25 protein-coding genes are annotated in these 25,820 nt (G+C 45.8%); 8 read left to right on the forward strand and 17 right to left on the reverse strand.

What is annotated here, in order from left to right:
- Positions 1-55: 55 nt before the first annotated feature.
- A complete protein-coding gene (locus M1D71_RS21620; protein ID WP_458123610.1) occupies positions 56-700 on the reverse strand; it encodes a sugar O-acetyltransferase in 645 nt (214 codons plus the stop codon).
- Positions 701-763: 63 nt separating this feature from the next.
- The gene (locus tag M1D71_RS21625; protein ID WP_458123611.1) at positions 764-1,822 is read right to left on the reverse strand and encodes an ROK family protein; all 1,059 of its coding nucleotides are present in this window, start codon (positions 1,820-1,822) and stop codon (positions 764-766) included.
- Positions 1,823-2,623: 801 nt separating this feature from the next.
- Between M1D71_RS21625 and M1D71_RS21630 the strand changes: the two genes are divergently transcribed.
- Positions 2,624-2,824, forward strand: coding sequence for a hypothetical protein (locus tag M1D71_RS21630; protein ID WP_458123612.1), 201 nt, complete (start codon positions 2,624-2,626; stop codon positions 2,822-2,824).
- Between the two features lie 117 nt (positions 2,825-2,941).
- Here the strand turns inward: M1D71_RS21630 and M1D71_RS21635 are convergent, their stop codons facing one another.
- Positions 2,942-3,679, reverse strand: a complete 738-nt coding sequence (locus M1D71_RS21635) for a cyclase family protein (RefSeq protein WP_458123613.1) — start codon at positions 3,677-3,679, stop codon at positions 2,942-2,944.
- A 145-nt stretch (positions 3,680-3,824) separates the two neighbouring features.
- On the opposite strand from M1D71_RS21635, the gene M1D71_RS21640 reads away from it, so the two are divergent.
- On the forward strand, positions 3,825-4,787 hold the full coding sequence (locus M1D71_RS21640; RefSeq protein ID WP_458123614.1) for a helix-turn-helix transcriptional regulator: 963 nt from the start codon (positions 3,825-3,827) through the stop codon (positions 4,785-4,787).
- Positions 4,788-4,874: 87 nt separating this feature from the next.
- Positions 4,875-5,510, forward strand: coding sequence for a type 1 glutamine amidotransferase family protein (locus tag M1D71_RS21645; protein WP_458127321.1), 636 nt, complete (start codon positions 4,875-4,877; stop codon positions 5,508-5,510).
- Here M1D71_RS21645 and M1D71_RS21650 read toward each other — a convergent pair.
- On the reverse strand, positions 5,494-6,420 hold the full coding sequence (locus M1D71_RS21650; RefSeq protein WP_458123615.1) for an NADP-dependent oxidoreductase: 927 nt from the start codon (positions 6,418-6,420) through the stop codon (positions 5,494-5,496). The two genes, M1D71_RS21645 and M1D71_RS21650, sit on opposite strands and share 17 nt — an antisense overlap.
- Positions 6,421-6,490: 70 nt before the next feature.
- Here M1D71_RS21650 and M1D71_RS21655 point away from each other — a divergent pair, with 70 nt between their 5' ends.
- Positions 6,491-6,895, forward strand: a complete 405-nt coding sequence (locus M1D71_RS21655) for a PhzF family phenazine biosynthesis protein (RefSeq protein ID WP_458123616.1) — start codon at positions 6,491-6,493, stop codon at positions 6,893-6,895.
- A 16-nt stretch (positions 6,896-6,911) separates the two neighbouring features.
- Here the strand turns inward: M1D71_RS21655 and M1D71_RS21660 are convergent, their stop codons facing one another.
- The 4 genes from M1D71_RS21660 to M1D71_RS21675 all read right to left on the reverse strand — a co-directional run bounded on the left by M1D71_RS21660 (position 6,912) and on the right by M1D71_RS21675 (position 10,323).
- The gene (locus M1D71_RS21660) at positions 6,912-7,628 is read right to left on the reverse strand and encodes an expansin EXLX1 family cellulose-binding protein (RefSeq protein ID WP_458123617.1); all 717 of its coding nucleotides are present in this window, start codon (positions 7,626-7,628) and stop codon (positions 6,912-6,914) included.
- A 516-nt stretch (positions 7,629-8,144) separates the two neighbouring features.
- Positions 8,145-9,350: a cation:proton antiporter gene (locus M1D71_RS21665; RefSeq protein WP_145323658.1), complete on the reverse strand. Its 1,206-nt coding sequence runs from the start codon at positions 9,348-9,350 to the stop codon at positions 8,145-8,147.
- Positions 9,351-9,353: 3 nt separating this feature from the next.
- Positions 9,354-9,860, reverse strand: a complete 507-nt coding sequence (locus M1D71_RS21670; RefSeq protein ID WP_458123618.1) for a cation:proton antiporter regulatory subunit — start codon at positions 9,858-9,860, stop codon at positions 9,354-9,356.
- Positions 9,850-10,323, reverse strand: a complete 474-nt coding sequence (locus tag M1D71_RS21675) for a GreA/GreB family elongation factor (RefSeq protein ID WP_458123619.1) — start codon at positions 10,321-10,323, stop codon at positions 9,850-9,852. Before M1D71_RS21675 ends, M1D71_RS21670 begins: the two co-directional genes overlap by 11 nt.
- Positions 10,324-10,711: 388 nt before the next feature.
- Here M1D71_RS21675 and gdhA point away from each other — a divergent pair, with 388 nt between their 5' ends.
- A complete protein-coding gene (gdhA, locus tag M1D71_RS21680; RefSeq protein WP_458123620.1) occupies positions 10,712-12,097 on the forward strand; it encodes an NADP-specific glutamate dehydrogenase in 1,386 nt (461 codons plus the stop codon).
- 123 nt (positions 12,098-12,220) lie between these two features.
- Here the strand turns inward: gdhA and M1D71_RS21685 are convergent, their stop codons facing one another.
- From M1D71_RS21685 to M1D71_RS21700, 4 genes are all read right to left on the reverse strand, one after another.
- Entirely contained in the window at positions 12,221-14,161 is a 1,941-nt protein-coding gene (locus M1D71_RS21685) for a beta-glucoside-specific PTS transporter subunit IIABC (protein WP_458123621.1), read from the reverse strand.
- A gap of 89 nt (positions 14,162-14,250) precedes the next feature.
- Positions 14,251-15,339, reverse strand: coding sequence for an ethanolamine utilization protein EutH (eutH, locus tag M1D71_RS21690; RefSeq protein ID WP_458123622.1), 1,089 nt, complete (start codon positions 15,337-15,339; stop codon positions 14,251-14,253).
- A gap of 2 nt (positions 15,340-15,341) precedes the next feature.
- Positions 15,342-16,385, reverse strand: coding sequence for a Gfo/Idh/MocA family protein (locus tag M1D71_RS21695; RefSeq protein ID WP_458123623.1), 1,044 nt, complete (start codon positions 16,383-16,385; stop codon positions 15,342-15,344).
- A gap of 65 nt (positions 16,386-16,450) precedes the next feature.
- Complete coding sequence (locus tag M1D71_RS21700) at positions 16,451-17,725, reverse strand: apiosidase-like domain-containing protein (RefSeq protein WP_458123624.1); 1,275 nt, start codon at positions 17,723-17,725, stop codon at positions 16,451-16,453.
- Positions 17,726-17,968: 243 nt separating this feature from the next.
- Here M1D71_RS21700 and M1D71_RS21705 point away from each other — a divergent pair, with 243 nt between their 5' ends.
- Positions 17,969-19,012 carry a LacI family DNA-binding transcriptional regulator gene (locus M1D71_RS21705; protein ID WP_458123625.1) on the forward strand — a complete coding sequence of 348 codons (1,044 nt, stop codon included), beginning with the start codon at positions 17,969-17,971 and terminating at the stop codon, positions 19,010-19,012.
- Between the two features lie 94 nt (positions 19,013-19,106).
- Positions 19,107-19,961: a pentapeptide repeat-containing protein gene (locus M1D71_RS21710; RefSeq protein ID WP_458123626.1), complete on the forward strand. Its 855-nt coding sequence runs from the start codon at positions 19,107-19,109 to the stop codon at positions 19,959-19,961.
- 167 nt (positions 19,962-20,128) lie between these two features.
- Here M1D71_RS21710 and M1D71_RS21715 read toward each other — a convergent pair whose 3' ends face one another.
- The 5 genes from M1D71_RS21715 to M1D71_RS21735 form a co-directional block, all read right to left on the reverse strand.
- Positions 20,129-21,106 (reverse strand): diaminopimelate dehydrogenase, encoded by a 978-nt coding sequence (locus M1D71_RS21715; protein WP_458123627.1) that lies wholly within the window; start codon positions 21,104-21,106, stop codon positions 20,129-20,131.
- Positions 21,107-21,577: 471 nt separating this feature from the next.
- Positions 21,578-21,724, reverse strand: a complete 147-nt coding sequence (locus M1D71_RS21720; protein ID WP_458123628.1) for a hypothetical protein — start codon at positions 21,722-21,724, stop codon at positions 21,578-21,580.
- Between the two features lie 50 nt (positions 21,725-21,774).
- A complete protein-coding gene (locus tag M1D71_RS21725) occupies positions 21,775-22,758 on the reverse strand; it encodes an alpha/beta fold hydrolase (protein ID WP_458123629.1) in 984 nt (327 codons plus the stop codon).
- A gap of 232 nt (positions 22,759-22,990) precedes the next feature.
- Positions 22,991-23,746, reverse strand: a complete 756-nt coding sequence (locus M1D71_RS21730) for an exodeoxyribonuclease III (RefSeq protein WP_458123630.1) — start codon at positions 23,744-23,746, stop codon at positions 22,991-22,993.
- A gap of 85 nt (positions 23,747-23,831) precedes the next feature.
- Positions 23,832-24,389 (reverse strand): GNAT family N-acetyltransferase, encoded by a 558-nt coding sequence (locus M1D71_RS21735; protein ID WP_458123631.1) that lies wholly within the window; start codon positions 24,387-24,389, stop codon positions 23,832-23,834.
- 164 nt (positions 24,390-24,553) lie between these two features.
- Between M1D71_RS21735 and solA the strand changes: the two genes are divergently transcribed.
- Entirely contained in the window at positions 24,554-25,690 is a 1,137-nt protein-coding gene (solA, locus tag M1D71_RS21740) for an N-methyl-L-tryptophan oxidase (RefSeq protein WP_458123632.1), read from the forward strand.
- The last annotated feature ends 130 nt before the right edge of the window (positions 25,691-25,820 follow it).

Raw genomic sequence — 25,820 nt, forward strand, 5'->3', positions numbered from 1 at the left:
GTACAACAACAAAAAGCTGTCACTAGATCATCTGCAGATCCTGGTGACAGCCTTTTTATTCTTCCAGCACACGGCAATCTGCCAGAACATCGGGGTAATTTCGCATGCTGTCCGCTTCAGTAATTTTGCGAATAACTCTGCACGGTACGCCTGCTGCAAAAGAATGCGGTGGAATATCACGAGTCACCACACTACCTGCTCCAATGACACATCCATCTCCAATCGTTACTCCCCCGCACACTGTGACGTTTGCCGAGATCCATACATCGTTTCCAATCGTGACAGGTTTGGCATAACATAGTGACTTCACATCACCGTTCTGGTCCACCATCTGTCTCCGCTCGCTGGCAATGAGGGGGTGAACAGGAGTAACAATCGTAACGTTTGGCCCAAAACTGGTATAGTCCCCGATCGTCACTTGAGCGTCATCTTGTATCGTCAGATTGTAATTGCCAAAGAAATGATGACCTATCCGAGTGTGCACACCATAATGAAAGAAGATGGGTCCTTGCATAAATCCGCCTTCTCCAATCTCCCCCAGTAGCTGTTGCAATATCTGATCCCTTTCCTCAGTCTGTTCTTCAAAGGTCTGACTGTAACGCTGACTGAGATTATGGGCCCGCCTTTTGATGATCTTTAATTCCGGATCACTTGGACTGAACAACATGCCCTTCATGATTCTCTCTTCTTCACCCATCATGAATCCTCCTCTACGCTTGTTCCTGCAATTTGTAGAATTAAATCCACCGACATGAACTGTGGGTCATAAGGCGTTTGATAGAATGCCTGACTTCAACGCTTGAAGAACCATTTCTCGTAACCCAGCATCGAAATCATGTTGAAACGAGTCCTGATGTACGATCTCGGGCAACGACGGCATGGGATGATCCTTCCCGTACTGTTTCCATGCCAAGTCCAGCTCTTCTCGCTCCACCCGTTCCTGATAAATGACAATCTGGTGCGGGGCAACGACAGCATTAATCGTTTGCAGGATTTTACATACCTGCACTACAAAATCATCTTTGCTCATTTCACGTTGCCAATCAGGTGAATTAGGAAGATACTTGATCTCACCAAACATCCCGTTTTTCCCGCGGATCATCTGTCCATTCAACATCATACCCATACCCGGAGGATATCGGTTTGGAAAATAAATTCCGGCTACATTCTGTTCCTTCATATCAGCATGCTGAGTACAGTATCCGCTAATCGCTGCATTAACATCATTTTCCACGAGAACTTTCAGTTGGAACTCGCTTTCGATCTCCCTTATCAGATGTGAATGGATAAGCTCTTCATGACTGCTCACCGTGATGTCTCCATCTACGGCTTGCCCCGGAATACCGATGCCGATCATATCAATGGACGGATACTCCGCAATGAAACGCGCGATAAGTTGCAGCACATGCTGTTTATCGAAAGCAGGCAAGATACTCTCTTCCTTCAACACAACCTTATTCTCCAGATTCATGATCGTTGCCGAAATTAACTCCTGACCTTTCATCTCTTTGATGTAAAGAACAAGAGCAAGCTTGAAGTTATAATTATATCGATATGCCTGAGCAGGACGACCACCGTTAGACGGAACCACTTTATCCTGGAACAACTCTCCGCCATCACATAATTCCTGAATCAGCGCATTAATGGTAACCACACTAAGATTGGTTAGTGAAGCTAATTGCGGTTTGGTCGCCGTCTCAATCTGCTGCATGACTTCACGCACATTATTTAAATTGATGTATTTCATCATTGTAGCGTTGGCTTTTTTCATAACCCTCTCGTTTCTACTCTGGTTCAGTTGAGCCAAAGCAATGGTATGCATGTAATTTTACTCCATATCATAACATAATACTTTACTCGAACACATGAGTTCCATCGTGCTGGCAAAGGATCGAAATCGGCAGAGCTGCTTGGTTCACTCAAACAAATCATCCATCGACTTCACAGGCTGCACTTCTATCGGTTGCTTGGACAAGGCTATACTTGCATAGGTACCTGCCCAAATGATAACTGCCATAATAACGTAGACCATCCATACTCACCTCCCTGCTTCCTGCGGATCTTAATTTTGCAGTTGGTCGCTTCTGCAAGCCAGTGGAGAAGCAACGCGGTTGCCATCATATGCGACGACTATCTGATAGCTTATGAGTTTGACTCCATTTCCTTTTAACTTAATAAACAAACTTTATAAAGTGTATATCGTAAGTATGCGAGGATGATGTATTTTTGTCAATATGATTAATGATGGAAACATCCTGAATCCAGTACACCTGCACCAAAATCCAGATGATAAGAGCAAAACCCGTGTACAAAGAAAATGTCCAAGCCCAGTAGCGGTCAGAATAGAGATTAAGTGTCTCACCCCGTTCCCAATGAACGTAGCGCATGAGCGAAATACCAATCACTAGAGGCATCACGCCAAGAACAAGCAATAGGATAATTCCCGGAAACAAAAAACTGGTAACACCTGCCTATACTCCACTTCATCATGAATTGCTCCTTCCGTTCTCTCGTTCTTTATACATTCATGGAGAGTTATTCTCAAACCATCAACATGGTAAAACTTGATAAAAGAACGTACGTTCGGTATAATGGAATTATCCTGAACAAGCGAGAGGCAGATATGGACGACAAATTTATTAAGGAATTACGCGAGATTAGTCGGGATGACAGACGAAGATCTGAATTTATGATTCAAGGATTGAAGGAAACACTGCAAGAACGCAAAGAAGAGGGCTTGCTGAAGCGCTGGATACGACGTAAGAAAATGGAGAAGAAAATCTCTCAAAGATTTAATCAAGATCCCTACTCGGATCAAAAGTAACAACATAAAAAGGAGGCGGAATACGCCTCCCTTGCTATTTACATATGTGAATCATTTAGACTTCGTTAGTGTCTGATTTATGTGATTATCTATTTCAGCTTTTGATCTAATCTCGTTTTACGGCAAAATGGCAAAAGATCGGACTGGAAAACCAGAAGCTTTCTCCGCCTTGGGTACTATGTTGAAGATGACTGCGCCTTTGGCCGGCACCTGATCCAGGTTCGTTAATAGTTCGACCTGATATGTATCCTGGGCAAGTACATAATACTCTGCCAGAAGTGCTCCATTCTTCTGATAATCCACGGCTGAATCTGTGTCAAAGGTTTCGTGCCCAATGGCCTTGATCTTTCTTTCCTCAAATAAAAACATAAGTGCACTAACCGACCATCCGGGTGCATGACTGTTGCCCTCATCATCCTTGTTATCAAATGCTTCATGTCTCGGCCAACGTTTGCTCCAATCCGTACGTAAGGCTACGAAGCTTCCAGCTTCAATCACGCCATATTCTCTTTCAAATTCAAGAATGTGCTCCACACCCAGTGTGAAATCCGGGTTATTTGCCACTTCAGCGGACTGGTCAATGACTACAAGCGGCAATACGAGCTCTTTCAAGTCCAACTCATCAAGGTACCGGGTATCACGTACAAAGTGGATCGGTGCATCGAGATGTGTGCCGTATTGACCGGGGAACTTAAAGCTCTGGGCAAAGAAACCTTGATCATGATCAAACAATGTATCGAATTTTGCTGCATCAAAAGCTGAAAAATGTGGAGAATCCGGTCCAAAAGTATGGGTCAGATCCACCCACTTCTTTTCTTTTAACAATTGAATGGCTTCAATGAGTTCGTTGGACATCCTTCTATCACCTCATGCACAGAATGGAATAAATTTCTCCTATTATATCTTATTGCACTAGAATTGGGGAGCAGGCACTCTTAATTCTTCCAACCCAGACCCAAATTTCGGAATGAATGTTATAGTAATCTCTGAGGTGAAACTAATGTCTAGACTGGATAACATGATGGCAATCCTATGGATGCTGAATTCAGGCAGAAAAATTACGGCAAAACAAATATCTGAAAAATTAGAAATCAACATACGAACAGTTTACCGTTATATTGATTCACTTTGTGCTAGTGGTGTACCGATTATATCCGACACGGGTCATCATGGAGGGTATACTCTGTTGAATCATTTTATTAAGAGTCCTCTTCTTTTTGATGTAGAGGAGAAAACAACATTACTTCATGCCGCTGTTTTCGCAAAAGAAGCTGGATATTTTTTAGGGGAGGCGTTAGATAGCGCAACTTCAAAGCTTATGATGCACTCAAATCAAGAACAGGAAAGCATGATTAAGCAACATTTCGAAGGGATTGAAGTCATAGGCCCCCTTGAAAAACCAACTATAGTGCCCATATTGAGAAAATTGGAGCAAAGCGTGTTAAACAAATTGTCTGTAGAAGTGGATTACCACACCAGTCATGAAGAGCAACCCAAACGTAGAATTGTCGACCCCTACGGAATGATCTACTGGAATACTAACTGGTATGTTATAGCCTTTTGTCATTTGCGGAATGAAATTCGCAGTTTTAGGGTGGAGCGAATCATCCGTATTCACCAGACAGAAATAACGTTCAACCCTCCGCCGCATTTTTCGGCAAGTGAATTTTTTACTAGTAACCTGCTTCCAGAAGCAGACCATTCGGAATCATTTATTTCTATGGTTCTGGCAGGTAAAACAAGTACGCTCGATAGCCTATGCCAACATTGGTTTTTGGGAAATCATCTCCAAGAACGGACTTCTAAGGAAGCTATATTTTTAATAGATCAAGAACATATGCATAAATACGTCCCGAGCTTGCTTTTGCCCTATGGCAGGTCTGTTCAAGTCCTAGAACCCCTCAGTTTGAAGCACAAACTGGTTGAAGTTCTATACGACCTCATTGACTATTATCAAGTTTAAAACTTTACTGACCGTAGTTGTCAGTGAAGTTTTTTTATAATAAGAGAGTAATCCATTCAATCATGAATAACAGAAGGAGAGTGTATGATGCAAACGAAGAACGTATATCTATATGTATTCGATACGATGGCAGATTGGGAGATAGGATATCTAACTGCTGAACTGAACTCAGGAAGATATTTCAGGAAAGAGATCGAGCCTTTACAGGTCGTAACGGTAGGCGTAGATAAACATCCGGTAACTACCATGGGAGGATTGAATATCCTTCCTAATATTTCTATTGATGAGTGTGAATTGAACAGTAATGATGTCATCATTCTTCCAGGAGGAAACACCTGGCTGGACACCATCCATGATCCTCTATTGAAAAAAGTTGCTGCCTCTGTAGAAAAAGGGACGGTTATTGCAGCCATTTGTGGTGCCACTTTTGCACTTGCAAAAATAGGGATGCTGGATTCCAGACAGCATACAAGCAATGATTTAGAATACCTGAAGATGATATGCCCAGATTATACTGGAGAAAAATATTATGTAACGGAGCCTGCAGTAACCGACGGAAATGTAGTTACTGCATCAGGAATAGCTCCGTTAGAATTTGCGATGCACGTGTTGAAGTTGTTGGATGTCTTTGCACCAGAAACCTTACATGCCTGGTTCAATCTGTATCGGACTCATGAGTCAAACTACTTCTACGAGTTAATGAACTCTATTCAACCCGAATAACCAGTTTGCCACGGGCATGATGAGTTTCACTTTTCTCGTGTGCTTCACGCACTCCCTTTTCACTTAGCGGATATGTTCCATCAATAACCGATTTGAGCTTGCCTTCCGCGGCCAGTTCAGCCAATTGATCCAGTTGATCCCCTTTGGGCTCCATCATGAATACATTGGCCGTTACTCCGGCCTCCTTGGCAAGCTTCTCATCTGGTTGCTCCACCAGGGATACCAGATGGCCACCAGACTTCAACACCTTGAAGCTGTCGCGCTGAATATCCCCGCCCATCGTGTCCAGTACCACATCATAACCGGAGAGAATCTCCGAGAAATCTTCTTTTTTATAATTGATAAAATGATCCACCCCCAACGAGCGAAGCAATTCTTTGTTGGATTCGCTCGCTGTGGAAGCCACTTCAGCGCCGAGGGACTTGGCAATCTGAATCGCATATGTTCCCACACCACCGGCACCCGCATGAATGAGTACCTTCTGCCCTTTGGCTAATCGTCCATGAACTACAAGCGCTTGCCAGGCTGTCATCGCAGCCAAGGGAATAGCCGCTGCTTCCTCGAAGCTCAGGTTCTCCGGTATACGTGCAATAATGTCCGCATCGACAGCAACATATTCAGCATAAGTTCCGAATTGACGCGGGCGTGCAAATACCCGATCTCCCTCTCTGAATCGCGTAACATTCGAGCCTGCTTCAGTTACAGTACCAGCCACATCACCGCCCAGAATTAAAGGAAAGTTCTCTGCCGCCTCTTTCATATGTCCTTGTCTGATTTTGAAGTCCACCGGATTCACCGACGTGGCATGCGTTCGGATTAGCACCTGATTCACTCCACATGCTGGCTTGGCTACTTCCTTTTCCTTCAATTGCTCCGCTCCACCAAATTCCTCAATCACAATTGCTTTCATTAGAGATCCCAGCCCTTCCATTGGATTATCGTTATGCTCTCCTCTATCATTACCCTTTCCCGGAGGTCACTTGACCTATTCATTCAAGAATGTGTTACAAGCAGCACATTTATCTGAATCCCAGATGCAAGAGGTTGCCAGACAAGTCGGTTTTTCAGAGACAGCGTTTGTTATGCCATCGGATCAGGCTGATTTCAAAGTACGTTACTTCACCCCAAGTGATGAAGTCGATCTATGTGGACATGCCACGATTGCTTTATTTTATCTAATGAAGACACAGCACATTATTGAGGTTGGTACATATACACTGGAGACACTGGCCGGAATTCTTGAGGTCGTTATCGAGGTCAATGGTGAAGTCTATCTGTCACAGACATTACCGAAGTTTGGGGAGATCGTGGACCGACAGCAGATTGCCGATTCGTTGCGTATTCCTTTGCATGATATACACGCTGAACCATACTTCTTTTTATAACAACTTCATATATCTGTCAATCCGGAAACTGTACATTGCCCGGTACGATATATGCCTCGCCTGACCCATCATTAGGAAGAGCTGGAATCGTGTCATTCAATACTTGACCGCGAATATCGGTAATGCGAACGTTCAGTTTTTCTTTGCCCAGTCCGGTTCCGAGGAAATGATTATAATCTTGTTTTTCGAGATTGAGCCACGTGCCATCCTTTTGTTTCACTTCGAACTTCAGCACTGGATACTTATGGTTGCGGACCTGAATGGCTGCCCACCACTGACTGCTGCCTTCCTTGATCCGATAGGAGACATTGCCTTGAATTGGTGCTTTGACCACTTTCCAGCTGATATTGATTTTGCCTGCCTTCGGGTCACCGATCAGCTTAAAGGCATTCGGTGAAAGATCCAGTGCCCCACTAGCACCCTCAGGATACAGATCTGTTACATAGACCGTTGTTTTGCCCTTGGGTCCCTGTACTTCGAGATAGGCTCCCGCCAAGGCAGCTTTAACCCTGTTATAATTGAGCTGGAACGGATTGAGTGCAGTAATCTTCATGTCTGCCGGGATGGGATCAAGCAACACCGCACCTCCCGAGTAACCTGAACCTGTGTACGTCGCATACCCCTGATATGTATCGTTCCAAGCAGCTGATGCAGGCAGAGCAAATAATACGAGACTGAGCAACATCCCTGTACCTGCCCATTTTAACCGTTGAAATCTACTTTTCTTATTCATGAACTATTCCTCCTCGTCCGTTCTACCTTCTGTTACATTGAAACATAAGTTGAACTAAAAAATATTTACACCTCCACTCCAATGACAGAACAACCTTCCGATCACTGTTATCCCCAGATTTTTTGATTCAATTTTACAAAGGTGAAAATCTGGTGATAAAGGCGAACGCTCCGCTTCTTCAGGTTTCTTCTGCCCTCTACGTTCTTGTGTAAAGGGTTAGTTCAACTACTAGATTTTAATATAACATTATTTTACATAATAACTGTTTATTTTCAATCCATGCCTACCAAATCACATCCAAAGTCCCGTCTCCGGACTTGAACATTCACGACCACGCACAAGATATGGATACATACCATAAATTGGTGGATGCACATAATAACAAGGCGGTATTGTATCGGTTTCAATAATAAAAAACGCCACACCCCGGAGTGATTTCTCTCTCCAAATGGTGTGACGCTTATTAAACACTACGGTCGGGATTCTTAGTCTGTCCCGTGAAAGCCGGCGTTCGGCTCACCCCGTTTCCCTTCGTTTCATCCGCTTCCTTAGACGCTCATATTGTGCATAGATCCGCGGAGATTCTTTGGTCAGGATAGGCCCCAGCACAGCCAAGATTAACACATATAATACGGCAAACGATTGGATGGAGGCCATCAGTCCCCCCGCCTTGCCGATGTTAGCCATAATAATAGAGAATTCGCCCCGGGATACCAGGGTAAAGCCTACATTCAGTGAAGCCTTTGGGCTCATTCCAGCCAATCTGCCAGCGATCATACCTGCACCATAGTTACTGGCAATCGTCAGAATCACTGCAATAATTGTCATGCCGACAGCTCCGCCGAGTGACGACGGCTCAATGGTCAGTCCAAAGCTAAAGAAGAATATAGCACCAAAAAAGTCTTTGAAAGGCATGATCTGATGCTCAATTCGGCTGACATGCCTTGATTCGCCCAGCACAAGTCCCATCATTAAGGCTCCAATTGCTTCCGCTACATGAAGTGTCTCCGAGAAGCCCGCCACCAGGAAGAGCAGTGTCATGACAGTTAGCAGAAATAGCTCTGACGATTTAATGTTCAGTGCCTTATCAATATATTTGATGCTTTTCCTGCCGATGATCAGGAACAGCACAATGAACAGCAGAGCAGACAGCGATACCAACAGGACACTTAAGAATGAAGTTGCCCCGCTAAGCACAAGTCCGGTCAGGATGGAGATATGAATCGCGATGAACAAGTCATCAAACATGATCATACCCATAATAATTTCTGTCTCCGGGTTCGCCGTGCGCTTCAGGTCAACGAGCACTTTAGCGACGATGGCTGTAGAAGAACTGGTCATGATCCCGCAGACAACGAGTGTCTCCTGAAGCGGCAGATTCATGAACCAGCCCAGTAACAGACCAGAGACAAAGTTAAGCCCTACATAGAACATTCCCCCGGTTAGAATGGCTTTACCAGACTTCAGTAACCGGGAGACTGAGAACTCCAAACCCAGGTAAAATAGCAAAAACAAAATGCCCAGCCTGCCCATAAATTCAATAAAGGTCGAACTTTCGATAAAACGTAAATCCACAATGCCAATCTGTGGTGCATGTGGTCCAACAGCCATACCAATCAGTATATAAAATGGAATGACCGAAAATCGTAATCGTGAAGATATCAGCCCCGTAAGTGTAATCAGCGCAACGGCAATTCCCACTTCGAATATGAGCATATCCATAGGCTATGTCCGTCCATCAGTTAACAATTGTTTGAGCTGTTTGAGCTGATCCCGTTCACCTGCGACCACAATTGTAGCTCCAGCGGTAAAAACATAGTCTGGACCTGGATTGAATTGCTTCTCCTTGTCCTTGGTCACAACAGCCAAAATAACGGCACCTGTTGCCTGCCGGATATCCAGTTCACCAATGGTCATACCTATACTTGCCGCGTGAGGCTCGATTCGAAGCCATTCGATTAACAGCCCTTCGAGCATGACTTCCCGCTCATTCTGAAATTTCGGTTTGTAGGTCATACCACCGACAATAGCGGCTACCGCCCGCGCTTCATCATCGTCCAGGGTAACCAGAGATACCATATCCCCCAGCTCTTCAGGCGTATCCCCTGCCTCCATGTGAAACAGGTCCCGTCGCTCGTCGTTATGAATTACAATGACCAGATGCTCGCCACTACGGGTATGCAGCCAGTATTTACGTCCAATTCCCGGTAAATCGGTCTCCTTAAAGTGCATGATCTGCACCCCCCAGAGTCGATTCGTTCATAGCTTTGCTCTGCAGCTCAATTCCCGTGATGCGTATCCGCATGGAGCCTGATGGCGTCTGAACGGACCGGACTTCCCCTTTACTGCCTAGCAATAATTGACTTCCTACTGGGGAGAGAAAGGAAATACGCCCCTTATCAGGATCAGTATCATCAGGCATGACTATCACGAACGAATCCGATGTGTGAAAATCGATGTATTCAAATTCAATGAGACTACCAATCAATACAACCGAGTCCAGATCTTCATCCGGGCCAAGGAGCAATTTCTCCACATACTGCGTATATGTCAACAGCTGTTTTTCCAACTGTATTCGCTGCGGATCGCGCACGTCAAAATAAGCGTCGAGAAATGTCCTTTTCTCTTCACCCAATGTAAATAGCTGGCTTACCAGCTTCTCTCTGCAATTTTGGCGGGAAGTCCTATGGTTCATAATAAATTTCACCCCCTATACAAGCCTTGTTCTCCACGTTGATTCGCATATTTCTATTGATCATCTTGTTTTCCTCCTTGTTATTCGTATAGACCTCAGAACATGAGACCTTCATACCATCTTACCAAAAGAAAAATATTAATCCAGTGTATTAGGCTAACTTGCTGTTAATGTCAATTAATTTGGTTGTATCATCCATTTAATAATCTAATTCTTTACATTAGATGGTAGATCCATAGAACATTTTAATTACGGCATAAAAAACATTTTATGGATTTCTATCTCGTATTTTTATTTGCTTTCCTGTATATTTAACTACAAACTTTTATGCAATTTATACAAATAAGCATCTACAGACTTTAACACAATAAAGGAGTGCATCGAAAAAGTGTCCACGATAACAAAACAAACTACAGAGTCAGCTCAAGTTACTGCCGCAGAATATGTTCATTCCGTCTATGAGTCGGTTGTCGCCCGAAATCCGCATGAAGACGAGTTCCATCAGGCTGTCAAAGAAATCCTGGATTCCCTCATTCCTGTCATTGAAGCACATCCCAAATACAAGAACCATAGCCTGCTGGAACAGCTTGTTGAACCTGAGCGTGTAATTACGTTCCGTGTTCCGTGGGTAGATGATCAGGGCAAAGTTCAGGTTAACCGTGGATTCCGGGTACAGTTCAACAGTGCCATTGGCCCTTACAAAGGCGGGCTGCGTTTCCATCCATCCGTATACTCGGGCATCATCAAGTTCCTTGGCTTCGAACAGATCTTCAAAAATGCGTTGACCGGCCTGCCTATTGGCGGTGGTAAAGGTGGTTCCGACTTTGATCCCAAAGGAAAATCAGATCTGGAAGTGATGCGTTTCACACAAAGCTTCATGACAGAGCTGTACAAATATATCGGTTCCGATACCGATGTACCTGCTGGCGACATTGGTGTAGGCGCGCGGGAAATTGGTTACATGTTCGGTCAATACAAACGTATTCATGGCGGGCATGAGGCAGGCGTATTAACTGGAAAAGGTCTTCTGTATGGGGGAAGCTTGGCACGCAAAGAGGCAACTGGCTTCGGCTGTGTGTACTTCGTGCATGAGATGCTGCAATCGAAAGGACTCAGCTTCAAAGACAGTACGGTCGTTGTCTCTGGCTCTGGTAATGTGTCCATCTATGCCATTCAGAAGGCACAGGAGCTTGGAGCTACAGTCGTGGCGTGTAGTGACTCAGGTGGCTACATACACGATCCACAAGGCATCAACCTGGATACCGTGAAACGTCTGAAAGAGGTTGACCGTCTTCGCATCAGCGAATATGTCAAAGAACACCCGCATGCTACATATACCGAAGGGTGTGAAGGAATCTGGTCTATTCCTTGTGATATCGCTCTTCCGTGTGCGACGCAAAACGAGATCGATGAAGAAGCTGCAGCCCTCCTGGTCAAAGGTGGCGTGAAGGCCATTGGCGAAGGCGCGAATATGCCTTCCACCCTGGCTGCCATTGACGTCTTCCATGGTGCAGGCGTGCTGTTTGGTCCAGCCAAAGCGGCGAATGCTGGCGGCGTAGCCGTGTCTGCTCTTGAAATGTCACAGAACAGCATGCGGTTGTCCTGGTCATTTGAAGAAGTAGACGCGAAGCTGCATGACATCATGAAGAACATCTACACCAGCTGTGTAGAAGCTGCTGAAGCGTATGGCTGTGAAGGCAACCTCGTTGCTGGAGCGAATATCGCCGGTTTCCTCAAGGTCGCCGATTCCATGATTGCTCAAGGTGTGGTTTAATTCATCTCTCACTAATCTATATGGAATGAATAAGGGCAGTTCCCCGTTAATTCGGAGAACTGCCCTTATTGGTACTGTTACGTAGTTATATTGAAATGCTATTGCTCTGACATATCAACGTTTTTATTTTACAGTGATCAAAGCTTCACCATGTTCGATGTTACCTTGTTGTTTAGCCTGAATGTCTGTGTAAATAGCTGTATTCGATACGATCACAGAGGTCATTATATCCAGCCCTGCGGCTGTAATGCCCTCCAGATCGAACTCCACCAGCTTGTCTCCTTTGCGAACAGTATCGCCATCAGAGACATATGAAGTGAAATGCTTGCCTTTGAGAGTCACGGTATTGATACCCACATGAATCAAAATCTCCACGCCATCCTCAGACAACAGTCCAATGGCATGTTTCGTCTTGAAAATCGTAACCACTACACCATCGAACGGGGCATACGCCACACCCTTTGTCGGAATGATCGCCGCTCCTTGACCCATGGCTCCACTAGAGAACGCCTCATCCCCGACCTCTGTCAACGGAATCAGTTGGCCCGTCAGCGGGCTGGACACGATCTTCTCTCCATACACTTCCGTAGTTGCCTGAACTGGAGTCGTGGCTGAAACATCACCAGCAGTTTCTTTGTAATCCGATGATATACGGTTTGGTTGCACCTGTTCTGCTTTTTCCTGCTTCATTGCAGCAGAAGACATGTCTGCATTTTTGTAACCGAACATGTACGTCAGAATAAAGCCCAATACAAAGGCGATAAGGACAGAAAGGATGAAACCAATGAATCCGGTATCCATTCCATTAGGATTGATGAACAACGGAATACCGAACACCCCTGCACCAAAGCCATACGCAGTAGAACCCATGAAACCAGCGACTGATCCTGCGATACCACCGGCAATGGAAGCCATAATAAACGCTTTTTTCGCCGGTAATGTTACACCGTAAATGGCGGGTTCCGTTACACCCATGAGGCCTGAAATTGTCGCAGACATCGCAATCGGCTTCAACTTCTTATCCCGGGTTTTGATCGCAATTGCAAATGCTGCCCCGGTTTGGGCAAACGTAGTAGCATACAACATACCATTGATTGGATCGAATCCGTTTGTTACCAAATTATTGAGCAGGATGGGAATAAATGCCCAGTGTAACCCAAAAATAATAATGGTTTGCCAGAGGCCAGCCAGAAGCAATCCGGCAACAATAGGGCTTAGCCCGTAAGTCCACATTGCTCCTTTGGCCAAATAGTCACTGATTAGCGTTGCTACCGGCCCCACTGCCATAAAAACAACCGGGGTAATTACTGTCAGTGTAATCAGCGGTACAGCAAACATTCTAATGGAAGAAGGAGATATTTTCGTAAGCCATCTCTCGAAATTTGCTGCCAGATAAGAAGCAATAATAATTGGAATAACCGATTGTGTATAGTTGATTAAAATAACCGGAATGCCCAGAAATGACATACCTGTCCCTGCCGTAGCGGCAGCGGTCATCGTTGGATATACGAGTGCAGCACCAATGGTTGCAGAGATAAATGGATTACCTCCAAACTTCTTCCCTGCCGAGAACCCGAGCAGAATCGGGAAGAAGTAGAACAGTGCATCTGCGGTTGCGAACAATATCTTGTATGTGCTCATGTCTTCCGTAAGCCATTTCAACGTACTGAACAGGGCTAGCAACCCTTTGAGAATACCCGCTGCCGCGAGCACACCGATTACCGGCATAAATACGCCAGATATCACGTCAACAAAGCGATTGAACAGACCATGCTTATCACCTTGCCCCTTTTGTTCTGAAGTGGCTGACATCGGTTCTTTTCCCATTGTTCTTATCAGGGACTCATAGACTTTGGGAACTTCATTGCCGATGACCACCTGGAACTGGCCACCACTCTCCACAACAGTGAGTACTCCGTCAATCTTCTTGATCTCTTCCTTGTCGGGTGCCTTCATATCTTTCAGGTTGAATCGGAGACGAGTCACACAATGAATGACGTTATTGATATTATCATTGCCACCGACGGCGCTGAGAATTTCCTTTGCTGTTTGGTCGTGATTCATATCATATACTCCTTTACATGGATGCCGTAATATCTTGCAATAATTTCTTAATCAGACAAATCAGTATTTATATACCGTTGTTAAATGATTTATATTTGAATATCGTTCTTGATTGGTGTAGCCCATGCTGCTACAATCGCCGCACTGATGCCCCCTGTCAATTTGCCCACAATCATGGCAGTTACCATAGTTTTGTCCATTCCTGCTACGAAACCCAGATGACCCCCAAGTACAAAGGAGCCGCTGACTGCAAAAGCGATACTAATAACTTTTCCCCTTGGATTCATATTTTTGACCATTCGAAAGGTCGGAATATTGTGAGCCAGTGAAGCAACGAGTCCGGCGGTTGTTGGCGCATCCAGATTGAGCACACGACCCGCTCGCTCAAGCGGGGTTTGGCAGACTTTATTGATTACCGCAACCATGGGAAAAGCACCCGCCAGCACAATCGCAATTGTACCTACCGTTGTAATGCCTTCCGAGAGCGGTGCCATATTGGGAATTAGTACCCAACCTGTAAGGGTTTTGACTGCTATAGCCACCAGTCCAATCAGGGACAACAAGGTGATACCGCTTCCAAATATTTTAAACAACCTCACTGTCTGATTCGTAAAATAGCGCAAGCCGATCATAATAATTACAGATAACAGAATCGGTATCATCAGATTTCGGTATATCACTGTAAAATTGATGCCCGCTACCAGACCGCCGACTAAACAACCAACGGGAATGGTACTGATGCCGATCAGTACCCCTTTGGCAAAGTACGGATGATCCTTCCGATCCAGAATGCCCAGTGCAACAGGGATGGTAAACACGATAGTTGGCCCAAACATGGTCCCCAGGAACACCCAGGAGAACAGGCCAGCCTGTTCACTCTGGGCCATCTGTCCAGCCAGAGCGTACCCTCCCATATCTACCGCGAGGATGGTATTGGCGAACGATGCCGGATCAGCACCGATCGCTTCATATAATGGAGATATCAGCGGAATAAGCATATTCGCTAGGAATGGTGCAAGGGATACAATTCCCACCATCACCAGGGCGAGTGTGCCCATCGCCATAATGCCCTCCGTGAATGCTGCTCCAAGGCCCAACCTGTTTCCGAAAGCCTTGTCCACAGCGCCAAGCACCAGGAAAAATGCAATAAGAATCATGACAACATCATTAATGGGCATGATTACTCCTGTACATACCGCTTCACGTTGTGATGGGTTGCGCTGTCATACGTATCGAATACCAATCGAAGCGTTTTAACATTATCCGAACCGCTGGTCTGGAATTCCGCACCTGTATTCAAACATTCAATAAAGTGGGATTGCAGTTTACGATGGCTGTCCTCGTAGTTTAGCTCTGTACGTTCAGCATATACCGTCTCCACACCAGCATTATCAATGATGGACAACCTTCCGTCTTTATATAGCTTAATGGAAGCCTTATCCCCTTCAATGATGAGTTGCTCCTTATGATCCGGAAGCACCTGATTCGGCAAAGGTTCACTCAGTTCACGGCGAGTCGCCCAGCTCATATCCATGAGACCGACATAATCCCTGTATCCCAGCATGACCATACCGGTGTCTTCCCCCAACGTATAGTTACTAATCTTTCTGGTCTCGGCATATAGACGTTCAGGCTCACCAAACAAGAACCGCCAGGTGTCAAACCAATGCACACCCATCTCATAGAACAGCAATTGTGGCATGTCTCTGAAAAAAGGCTGTGGCAACTTCTCTTCCGGTGCAAATCTCGGAGAATAATAATCCGTATGAATATACCGAATCGTATTCAATTGTCCCACAGTATTTTCCTGAAGCAGTTGCTTGATCAACTGGAAAGGTTCTAACCAGCGCCAATTCTCCGTCACCATCAGACGTACGCCAGCTTTCTCTGCGATTCGTACCATCTCCTCGGCTTCCTCAATGGACCGGGCAAACGGCTTCTGGCACATAATATGCTTCCCCGCTGCTGCAGCCATTTTCACCAGCTCCAGATGAGTTTCCGGTGGCGTAATGATATCGATTACATCGAGATTCGCATTATCTAGCATCACTGTCACATCCGAATAACGAAATGTTGCCGGGATGTTAAATTGTTCTGCTTTTTCATTCAATGTATCTTCGTGCCTGTCGCAAATTCCTGTTATCTCGGCATCAGCAACGAATTGCCAAGCCTTAATGTGTTTTTCGGACCAGTACCCCGTTCCGACAATACCAATTTTCCACATACCTTCACCCCATCTGTAATGTAAATCTCTATTTGTGCCAGCTATGGCGTCTCTCTCTAGCGACTTTATTTACGCGTACCGATCACCACCACATCATGTTCAAAAGCATGCATGGGGATTATGCCGTAATCGTTCTCGCGATAAGCTGCTGTCTTGGCAAATCGGCGTTGCACAAGGTCAATTGTCGTGAATTCGTATTCTTCAACAGGGAAGTCCAGACGTACCTTGGTGTTTACCGGAACATACAGCAAAATTGTGTCTTCCGTGCCTGCCGCACGGATCTCCTTCGTCTTGTTCAATACAATATCCATCGGCTTCACGCCGACCAGCTTGTACTGCTCGAAGAGATACTTGATAAAGGAGTAGTCCCACGCACCTTCGAACCGGAGAGCCGATCTCCAATCATAGGGACTGTCAAAACCTTCACCCTCCACAATGCCAAAAGACTTGCCTTTCTTATGCCAGCTCCAGATGCCATGTGCTCCATAGGTGACTCCGGCCCCGCCTCCGGCAAGCAAACTATGCCATGCAGCCTTACGGGCATCGAATGCGGAATATCGTCCATAGACGTTGCGGCTATAACTAATCTGTTCATAACAAGGTTCACCGTTGATCACTGGACGTACAGGTGACTGATAATAGAAATGTTCTGCAATCTCATGCGCGTAGGCTTGGAATTCCGAGTTATGTCCAGACTGATACATGTAAAAGTCTAACCCTTCACGGTTCGCAAACACTTCAGGAATCTCTCGTAGCCTGCCTTGAATGTGTAACGTTGTCAGACTGGATGGGCTGATGCGTTTTACAGTCTCCAGTGCTGTCTGGTAGTAAGCATTCGCTTCTTCGGAAGGGAAATCCGTATCCCCACTGACCAGATACATTGGATTAAACTCCCCGAAGCGGTTTACAGCATACGTCACATAAGGCTCAACCGCTTCCAATGGCATCTTCCCATCCTTCTGAAACATCGTGGCCCAGGTATCGGGTACATAGTTGCACCACAGAAGCACAAGCGCTGGTGTGAATCCACGTTCTGTTGCCATGCGAACCATTTCTTGTGCACGGTCGAAATAAGCTTCATTAAATGAAAAATAGTCCATCGAACCGTCTTCTTGCAGGTTGAAAGGTTCGATATTCAGATCAGAACCGCTGGCATCCCATTGGCGCAAAATATTGATCTGCACAACGTTGAATCCTTGCATGCTACGATAATCGAGATACTCTTCCCATTCCTCCAATGTAGCATTGGTAAATGCACTCCATACCGTATCCGCCAAATAAAAAAACGGTTTGCCTTCCTTCTCAAACGTCCTGCGGTTGGCTGTAACTTGAACAGACATGATTTCACCTATCCCTCCAACTAAACTAATTATATTATTTTAGTTAATTTAATATAAAATAACATTAAAAAATGAATATAAATGCGTTTTCAATTTGAATATTAGCATCTAATTTATAAACAGTCAATCATAATTTTAGTTTTCATGCGTATATTTTAGTTTAGTTTAGTTTATATATTAACTAAACTTATCACTTAATTCATGGTATACTGATCCTATGTAATCCATTTAGGAGGTTCCACATTGAAGATTGATGATATTGCAAGGCTTGCTGGAGTTTCCAAAGCAGCGGTCTCTCTGGCATTTAACAACAAACCCGGTGTCAGCGAACAGACACGTGAACATATACTACACATCGCTCAAGTACATGGCTACAAACCGAGAACCGTAAAAATCGGAAAAGAGGCACCGAAAACAAATGCTATTATTCGTTTTGTTGCCTGCAAAAATTCCGATATCGTCACAGAGCATTACGATTCTCTCCCGTTCTTCAATGAATTGATCCACCATATCACGGAAGAGGTCAAGCAACACGGCAGTACACTCGTCATATCGTCCATTGACGTGCAGGATTTGCAGCAAGAACTGCAAACGTTGGAGAAGGAACAACCGTCCACAGGCCTGTTGTTGCTCGGGATCAATCTAACTGCGCCCATGATTGAAACCATTCAATCCATTCATGACAATGTCGTCATTCTGGACACATCCTTTGAACATGTGGATGCGAATTTCGTGTCCATTAATAATGCATTGGGCGGATATCAGGCAGGTCAACATCTGGTCAAGCTGGGGCACAGTCGTATCGGATATGTGAAATCCGGTACACGAATTCCGAACTTTATCAAACGGGAAGATGGCTTTCGTGTCGCGCTAGCCGAACACCATCTGACCGTTTCTGAGGCACTAACCTTCCATCTGCAGCCCATGCTGGTGATGGCTCAGGAACATTTACAGCAATCGATCCGGCATCTAGAGGAACGACCTACTGCTATTTTCTGCGAGAACGATTATATGGCGATCAGTACGATCAAATCATTGCAAAATATCGGCATCCGGGTGCCCGAAGATATTTCGGTAATGGGTTTTGACAACATTTTCGAAGCCAATGTAATCAGCCCTGAATTAACCACCGTACATGTCAAAAAAGATATGATGGCCAAAACGGCCGTCAATCTGATTATGACTAACCTGGGGAACAATGAGAAAAACGGTACTCACATCTATGTGAATACGGAAATTGTGGAACGCAGATCCTGTGTGCCTGTCGCCACGCCCGCTGTTGAATAATTGTTAACAATACAATTGATCGCATTCCGGTGGGATGGTAAAGTGGTACTGACGTGATTTCATCTTTGTGTACTATTATAAGGAAGTGTTTATATTGTCTAACCAACCATTTGCCAGTACTGCGAGTCCTCATCTGAGCGCAGACTGCGAGCAATGTTTCGGCCTGTGCTGTGTTGCCCTGCCCTATGGCAAGTCATCGGACTTTGCTTTTGACAAGGCCAGCGGCACACCCTGTTCCAATCTGCGCAATGACAATCGCTGCGGTATCCATACCCAGCTTCGGCAGAAAGGTTTCAAGGGATGTACCGTATACGACTGTTTCGGAGCCGGACAGAAGCTGTCTCAAGTGACCTACGCGGGCAAAGATTGGCGGGATCATCCGGAGTCTGCAACTGAAATGTTTGATTGTCTGCCTGCCCTGCGGCAAATTCACGAGTTGCTAAGTTATATGAATGAAATGATGATGCGACCGGAGACATCATCGCTTCACTCGGCATTTGGTGAGTTATATCAGGAGATTGAGCGTCTGAGCAACCTGGAGCCTGCGGCCCTCTTGCGTCTGGATATTACTGAACATCGGTCCACTGTGAATCAGCTCTTGGTCCAGGCAAGTGAAATGGTACGCGCGAATGTACCACCTGCAACTCATGGACAAGAAAAGTCGAAGAAGGGCAAAAAACGCACCGGAAGTGACTTCTTTGGCGCCAACTTAAGAGGAGCTGACCTGCGGAGCGCGAGCTTCCGAGGGGCTTTAATGATTGCAGCCGATCTCCAAAATGCAGATGTGAGAAATTCCGATTGGATTGGCGCGGATTTGCGAGATACGAATCTGGGCGGTGCTGACCTGAGAGGTGGCATCTTCCTGACACAATCCCAGCTTAATGCAGCCAAAGGTGATCTGCATACCAAACTGCCAGATCACTTAACTGCTCCCACGCACTGGACGTAGGGAAACCGTCTCGTTAAGATACAACCGCCAGCAGGAAAGTATTATGCACATGCTTGATTCATGCTAATGTTCGAATCGTATTTCGAATTGTATACGGCAAAAAAAGCTCGTCCTATGCATCATAGGACGAGCTTTTTGTTATATCAACTACAGGAATGAATTACGAATTACAACAAGTCGCGGCGAAGGTCCTCAGCTGATTTCGGAGACAGGTGACCGAGCGGAATATCAAATACCGTCTTCGCTCCCTTATGTCCTTCCACGCTCAAACGTTGTGCGGCTCTCGCATACGCCACAAGTACGCTCGCTGTAAATTCAGGATTGCTGTCGAGTTTCAGACCGAATTCAATAATTTGCTTTTGACCGGCACCTGTAACCCCACTGCGAATTACAAATCCACCATGCGGCATGCCCTCATGCTCGGATTTCAATTCTTCTTCGCTGATGAATGTTACTGTCGTATCGTAATCTGCAAAGTAGTTAGGCATTGACACAATCGTCTCACGGATCTCATCCTGATTGGCAGCATCTTCTGCTACCACATAACATTGACGCAGATGCTTCTCGCGTGTAGACAGTTCTGGCGTCTCCCCTGCACGAATGCGGTTGATCACCTCTTCAACAGGTACAGTATACTGTACTCCTGCCTTAACGCCTGGAACACGACGAATGGCATCCGAGTGACCTTGGCTCACACCTTTGCCCCAGAACGTGTACTCTTTTCCTTCTGGCAGGATGGACTGTGCAAGCAGACGGTTCATGGAGAACAATCCTGGGTCCCAACCTGTGGAAATGACACTCACGTGACCGCCTTGCTCTGCCGCAGCATTAACTTCCTTGTAGAACTCAGGAATCTTCGCATGCGTATCGAAGCTGTCTACCGTATTGAACAACTTGGCGATAGCTGGTGTCTGCTCCGGAAGGTCGGTTGCCGAGCCACCACAGAGGATCATAACATCGATCTTGCCTATGTATTGCTCAGCTGCAGAGATATGCTCAAAACGAACTTCTGTACTTTCAGCGACCATCTGCTCCGGATTACGACGTGTAAACACAGCAATCAGTTCCAGATCCTCGTTCTGAGAAATGGCTTTCTCCACACCTTTACCCAAGTTACCGTACCCTACAATACCTACTCTAATCATGTTCAATCCTCTCCTGTCTTCTTCTATAGTTGTCTATTACTTCTTGTATAATGATATAACATACCATGTAACTTGTCAGGTTTCCAGTTCGAATAAAAAAATACCTTACAGCGGTGCAGCAATAATGCTGTTCCGCATGCAAGGTATTATGGAATCTATTCGTTAATTTTAAATAAGGAGAACAATGTCCCTCATCTGATTCTTAAGATTCTGTCCAGGTCAATGTCAGTTCAATGACGCCTTCCTGCATCCGTCAACTTTTTGGTGTTGAAGTAATCCTTATAGGAGCTGGAATACCGTTTTCATGTCTTGTTCTGTGGAGAAAATCAACATAGCTGATGCTTGCCTTCGTTCTCACCTGAACTGGCTAATCGAATGGTTGCATCTTCCGGCAGAGGGAAGTCACTTGGCAAGTTCTCTGGCAACTCATTGGTTCCAGCAATTACTACTCCTTCTTCTTGATCTTATGCGCTAATCCCGTTCAAACGATTGGATGACAGGTACTGCATCAACGTTATTCTTGACCCATATTACGGATACGGATAATACACTCAGAGATAATAGACAACTGGCTACGAGGATGGACAGGAATCGGGTGACAACTCTAATCTTTTTCATCCATCCCTCCTCCTCATCCTGTTCATCATGTGTTTGCGGAATCATGTTACTCATAGGTCATTGGACGGTGTCACTAATTTCAAGATTTCGGCAGCGACAATATCCGGCTGACTGTTATGGATGTAATGCTCGGCGTGAGGGACAATCTGCTGGGTTCCTTGTCTGGACCATGAAGCAAATTTCACTTGATCTGCCTGCCATGCCCGACTCCCCTCACTTGGTTGATCTGATCCAGCTGTCAGGATCGTCAGAGGGAAAGGAAACTCCTTTTTGTTCTCCAGCACACGTAATGCGTTGATCTTGGAATGACGAATCTCATCCATCACGTTGTCATTGTATGCATGCTTCAGGGTAGAAATGGTGGCAGCCTTTTTCATCGGCGCAGAAACCAACTCCGGGTCAATGACCAGTGTTGCCATCATCTGATCCGAATGCAGCAATGTACGCGCAATGCCTGTTTTAACCAGGAATCGGGCTGAAGTAAAATACCATTCGGGCGTATCCATTTCCACCGTACTGTAATATTCAGGACTTCCGCCATCAATCATGACCATGCCGGCCACCTCATCGGGATACTTTTGCGCAAATCGGAGAGTCTCCAAAGCACCAAGGGAGTGGCCTACCATAATATAAGGCGGACGTTGACCGGAAGTTCGCAGTAACTGATGAATCTCTTCCGAGATGGTATCGACATCACGAGGTTCATCTGTGTAGTCACTGTATCCGTACCCAAACCGATCGTATACCGCAATTTTCACCTTTGATTTCAACTTGTCATACAACGGACTGAAATCCACATACGGATTGGGTGTACCCCAACCTGAGGCAAAAACCACCGTGACCTCTCCTTTGCCAGCGGTGTAGAGATGCATGTTGCGACCACTCACTTCATAGTACTTGCCTGGCGGAGGATAAGACTTCATATCCTGCGTGGATTGATACGCCTCATAGGCTGCACCTGTCAGCAGTAAAAGTCCTGCAGCCAGCATCAGGCCTCCCAGCACTTTTAACCCTCTCCGTAACCCCTTCTTCATCTTCTCTACCCCTTACTCCAAAGGTTCATCTATATATGTATGCTTCAATCGTACCCAAGAAATAGCGGAATTGAAACAATCCGGAGTCCAGTCCTTTCCCCAACCAAAGTCCAGTCTCACTCCCCTACCCGTGACGTAAAAAAACTGCAAATCTCCGATTAAGGAAACTTGCAGTTCATCTATATCTATATTCCAAACCTCATACCTTCATCCATCTCACCATGATCCGTACCTAGAGTTCCAATGTTAGACCCACCGGGCAATGATCACTGCCCATCACGTGGCAGTCGATATGTGCATCAGCAACCTTCGGCGCCAATTGATTGGACACGAGAAAATAATCGATGCGCCAGCCCACATTCCGTTCTCTAACCTTCGGCATATAAGACCACCAGCTGTATACATCCGTACGATCCGGATACAGATGGCGGAAGCTGTCCACATAACCAGAAGCAAGCAAATCGGTCATTTTGCCGCGCTCTTCAAGGGTAAATCCCGAGTTGCCCAGATTGGGCTTCGGATTCTTCAGATCGATCTCCTGATGAGCCACATTCAGGTCTCCACAGACGATAACCGGCTTGGTCTGCTCCAGTTGCAGAATATAACCCCGGAATCGGTCTTCCCATTCCAGACGGTAAGGCAGCCGGGTCAGATCCCGCTTCGCGTTAGGTGTATAGACGTTCACCAGATAAAAATCATCATACTCCAGTGTAATCATCCGGCCTTCCGGTTCGCTGTCTTCCTCCATCCCGTAACGAACGGATACAGGCTTGATTCGGCTAAATACAGCCGTGCCGGAATAACCTTTTTTGATCGCATAATTCCAATATTGATAAACATCTTCCCCCAGGTCCATCTCAATCTGTCCGGCTTGCAATTTGGTCTCCTGAAGGCAGAAGATATCTGCCTGACTCTCCTGATAATAATCCATAAATCCTTTGGTCACACATGCCCTTAAGCCATTCACATTCCAGGACACCAGCTTCATATCCTCATCTCCTCACATCTCACCAATATAGCATGAGCGAATTCAGGAGGACAAGGTTCACGGCCTGGAAATGACACCAACTTGCCTATATATCGCTTCGTAACTTGGAGAACACCGCAAGGTCAATATATCTGCCTTTCTCGAACTCATGCTGTCGAAGTACGCCTTCCTTCTGAAAACCAAGCTTGTGTAACAGGCGAATTGACGCCTCATTCTCCGGTTCAACCTTCGCTTCGATCTTGTTGAGCTGCATGCTCATGAATCCAAAATGCAGCACAGCATGGGCCACTTCCGTCATAACACCGCGGCCCCATAAAGAGGAGCACAAGTCGTATCCGATCTCAGCACGGTTATGTACATCTTCGTAGTTCAGGAACCCACAGGTTCCGATCACTTTACGAGTTTCACGGTCTTCAATCATCCAGCGTAAACCCGTGTGTTCCTTGAAAATCTTCGCATACCAGTTCATCTCACCCATTGCATCCTCCACGGATTCAAAGGGAGTGAATGGCATATATTGAACCACAGTTTCATCCGAATATAACTCCAACAGGTCTTGGCTGTCCCTTGCCTCTGCCGACCGAAGGATGAATCGTTCGGTCTGGATTAGGGGAAACAGGTCAAACGTAAATTGCTCACTCATGCGTGGTCTCCTTTATCACATTCATTATATAAGTCATTTTACTATTAATATGTTCTATTAACATCTCTCTCTTCTCTATAAGCTGTTATATTGACTATTAAAAGTTGGGAGACTACATTATGCTTTAGAAGATTAACGTTGGAAATAGACTAGGAGGCGGAACCATGACCACACCATCATATGACGTTATTATCGTTGGAGCCGGCTCCATGGGCATGAGTGCAGGTTATTATCTATCGCGCAGTGGATGCAAAGTTTTATTAATAGATGCCTTTGATCCTCCGCATACGGAAGGAAGCCATCACGGAGATACCAGACTGATTCGCCATGTGTACAGTGGTGGGCCTGACTATGTTGCCATGGCACTACTTGCACAGAAGTTATGGCATGAGCTGGAGGAAACGACAGGAGACCAACTGTTTGTTCCTTCAGGCGTCTTGAATATAGCTGACCCGGAGATTCATTCCTTTCAAAGCCGATTGAGCCATGCAGATGATGCAGACATTCGTTATGAAACGTTGCATGCAACCGAGGTGATGAAACGCTGGCCAGGTATTACAGTACCTGAACATTACGAGGCCATGTATGAGCCTGATGCAGGTTATTTGTATAGTGAACCCTGTATTCGAGCCTTCCGCAAGGCAGCCGAGGCTCACGGTGCCACCTTGTTAACGCACACGCGTGTGGAGCATATCGAATACGGACCACATTCCGTTGCAGTTCAGACTTCAGGTGGTGAGACATACCATGCGAATCAAATCATCCTGAGCACGGGTGCCTGGTTTCAGACGTTAAAACCTTTCGTGGATCTCCCGATCCAGGCTGTACGTAAAACAGTTGGATGGTTTGATTCCCCAGAAGCCTTGTATGGCGAGGCGCACTTCCCCGGATTCACACTGGCAGGAAAAGAAGGGACCTATTACGGATTCCCGAGCATTGGCGGATCAGGTCTGAAGATGGGTCGTCATGATACGGGTCAGGTGTGGACACCAGGAAGTACGATGGCTCCTTTTGGTACGGAAGAAACGGACGAGGGTGATCTGCGCAGGCTGCTCGAACTTCATATGCCTCAGGCAGCTGGAGAATTGAAACGTGGTAGTGTATGCAAGTATGAATTCACTTCGGATGAAGATTTTATTATCGACCGACACCCTGCCCATGAGCGTGTGTGGCTGGCAGGCGGTTTCTCCGGTCACGGCTTCAAGTTCGCAAGTGCCATTGGACAAGTTCTATCCGACTTGGTTCAGACAGGACACACAGATCAGGATATTGGAAGGTTCGCCCTGTCCCGTTTTCGTTAAGTACAAGCCTGCTGAATCAACTTGAACATATGTATGTATAAAACAGCTACTTCCTTAGAGGGTGCAGTGTTGCTCAGAGCACTGCACCTCCAGGAAAGTATGCTACGTTAGAACGTTAATGCAAGCGCAC

Source organism: Paenibacillus sp. Z3-2 (assembly GCF_054161325.1).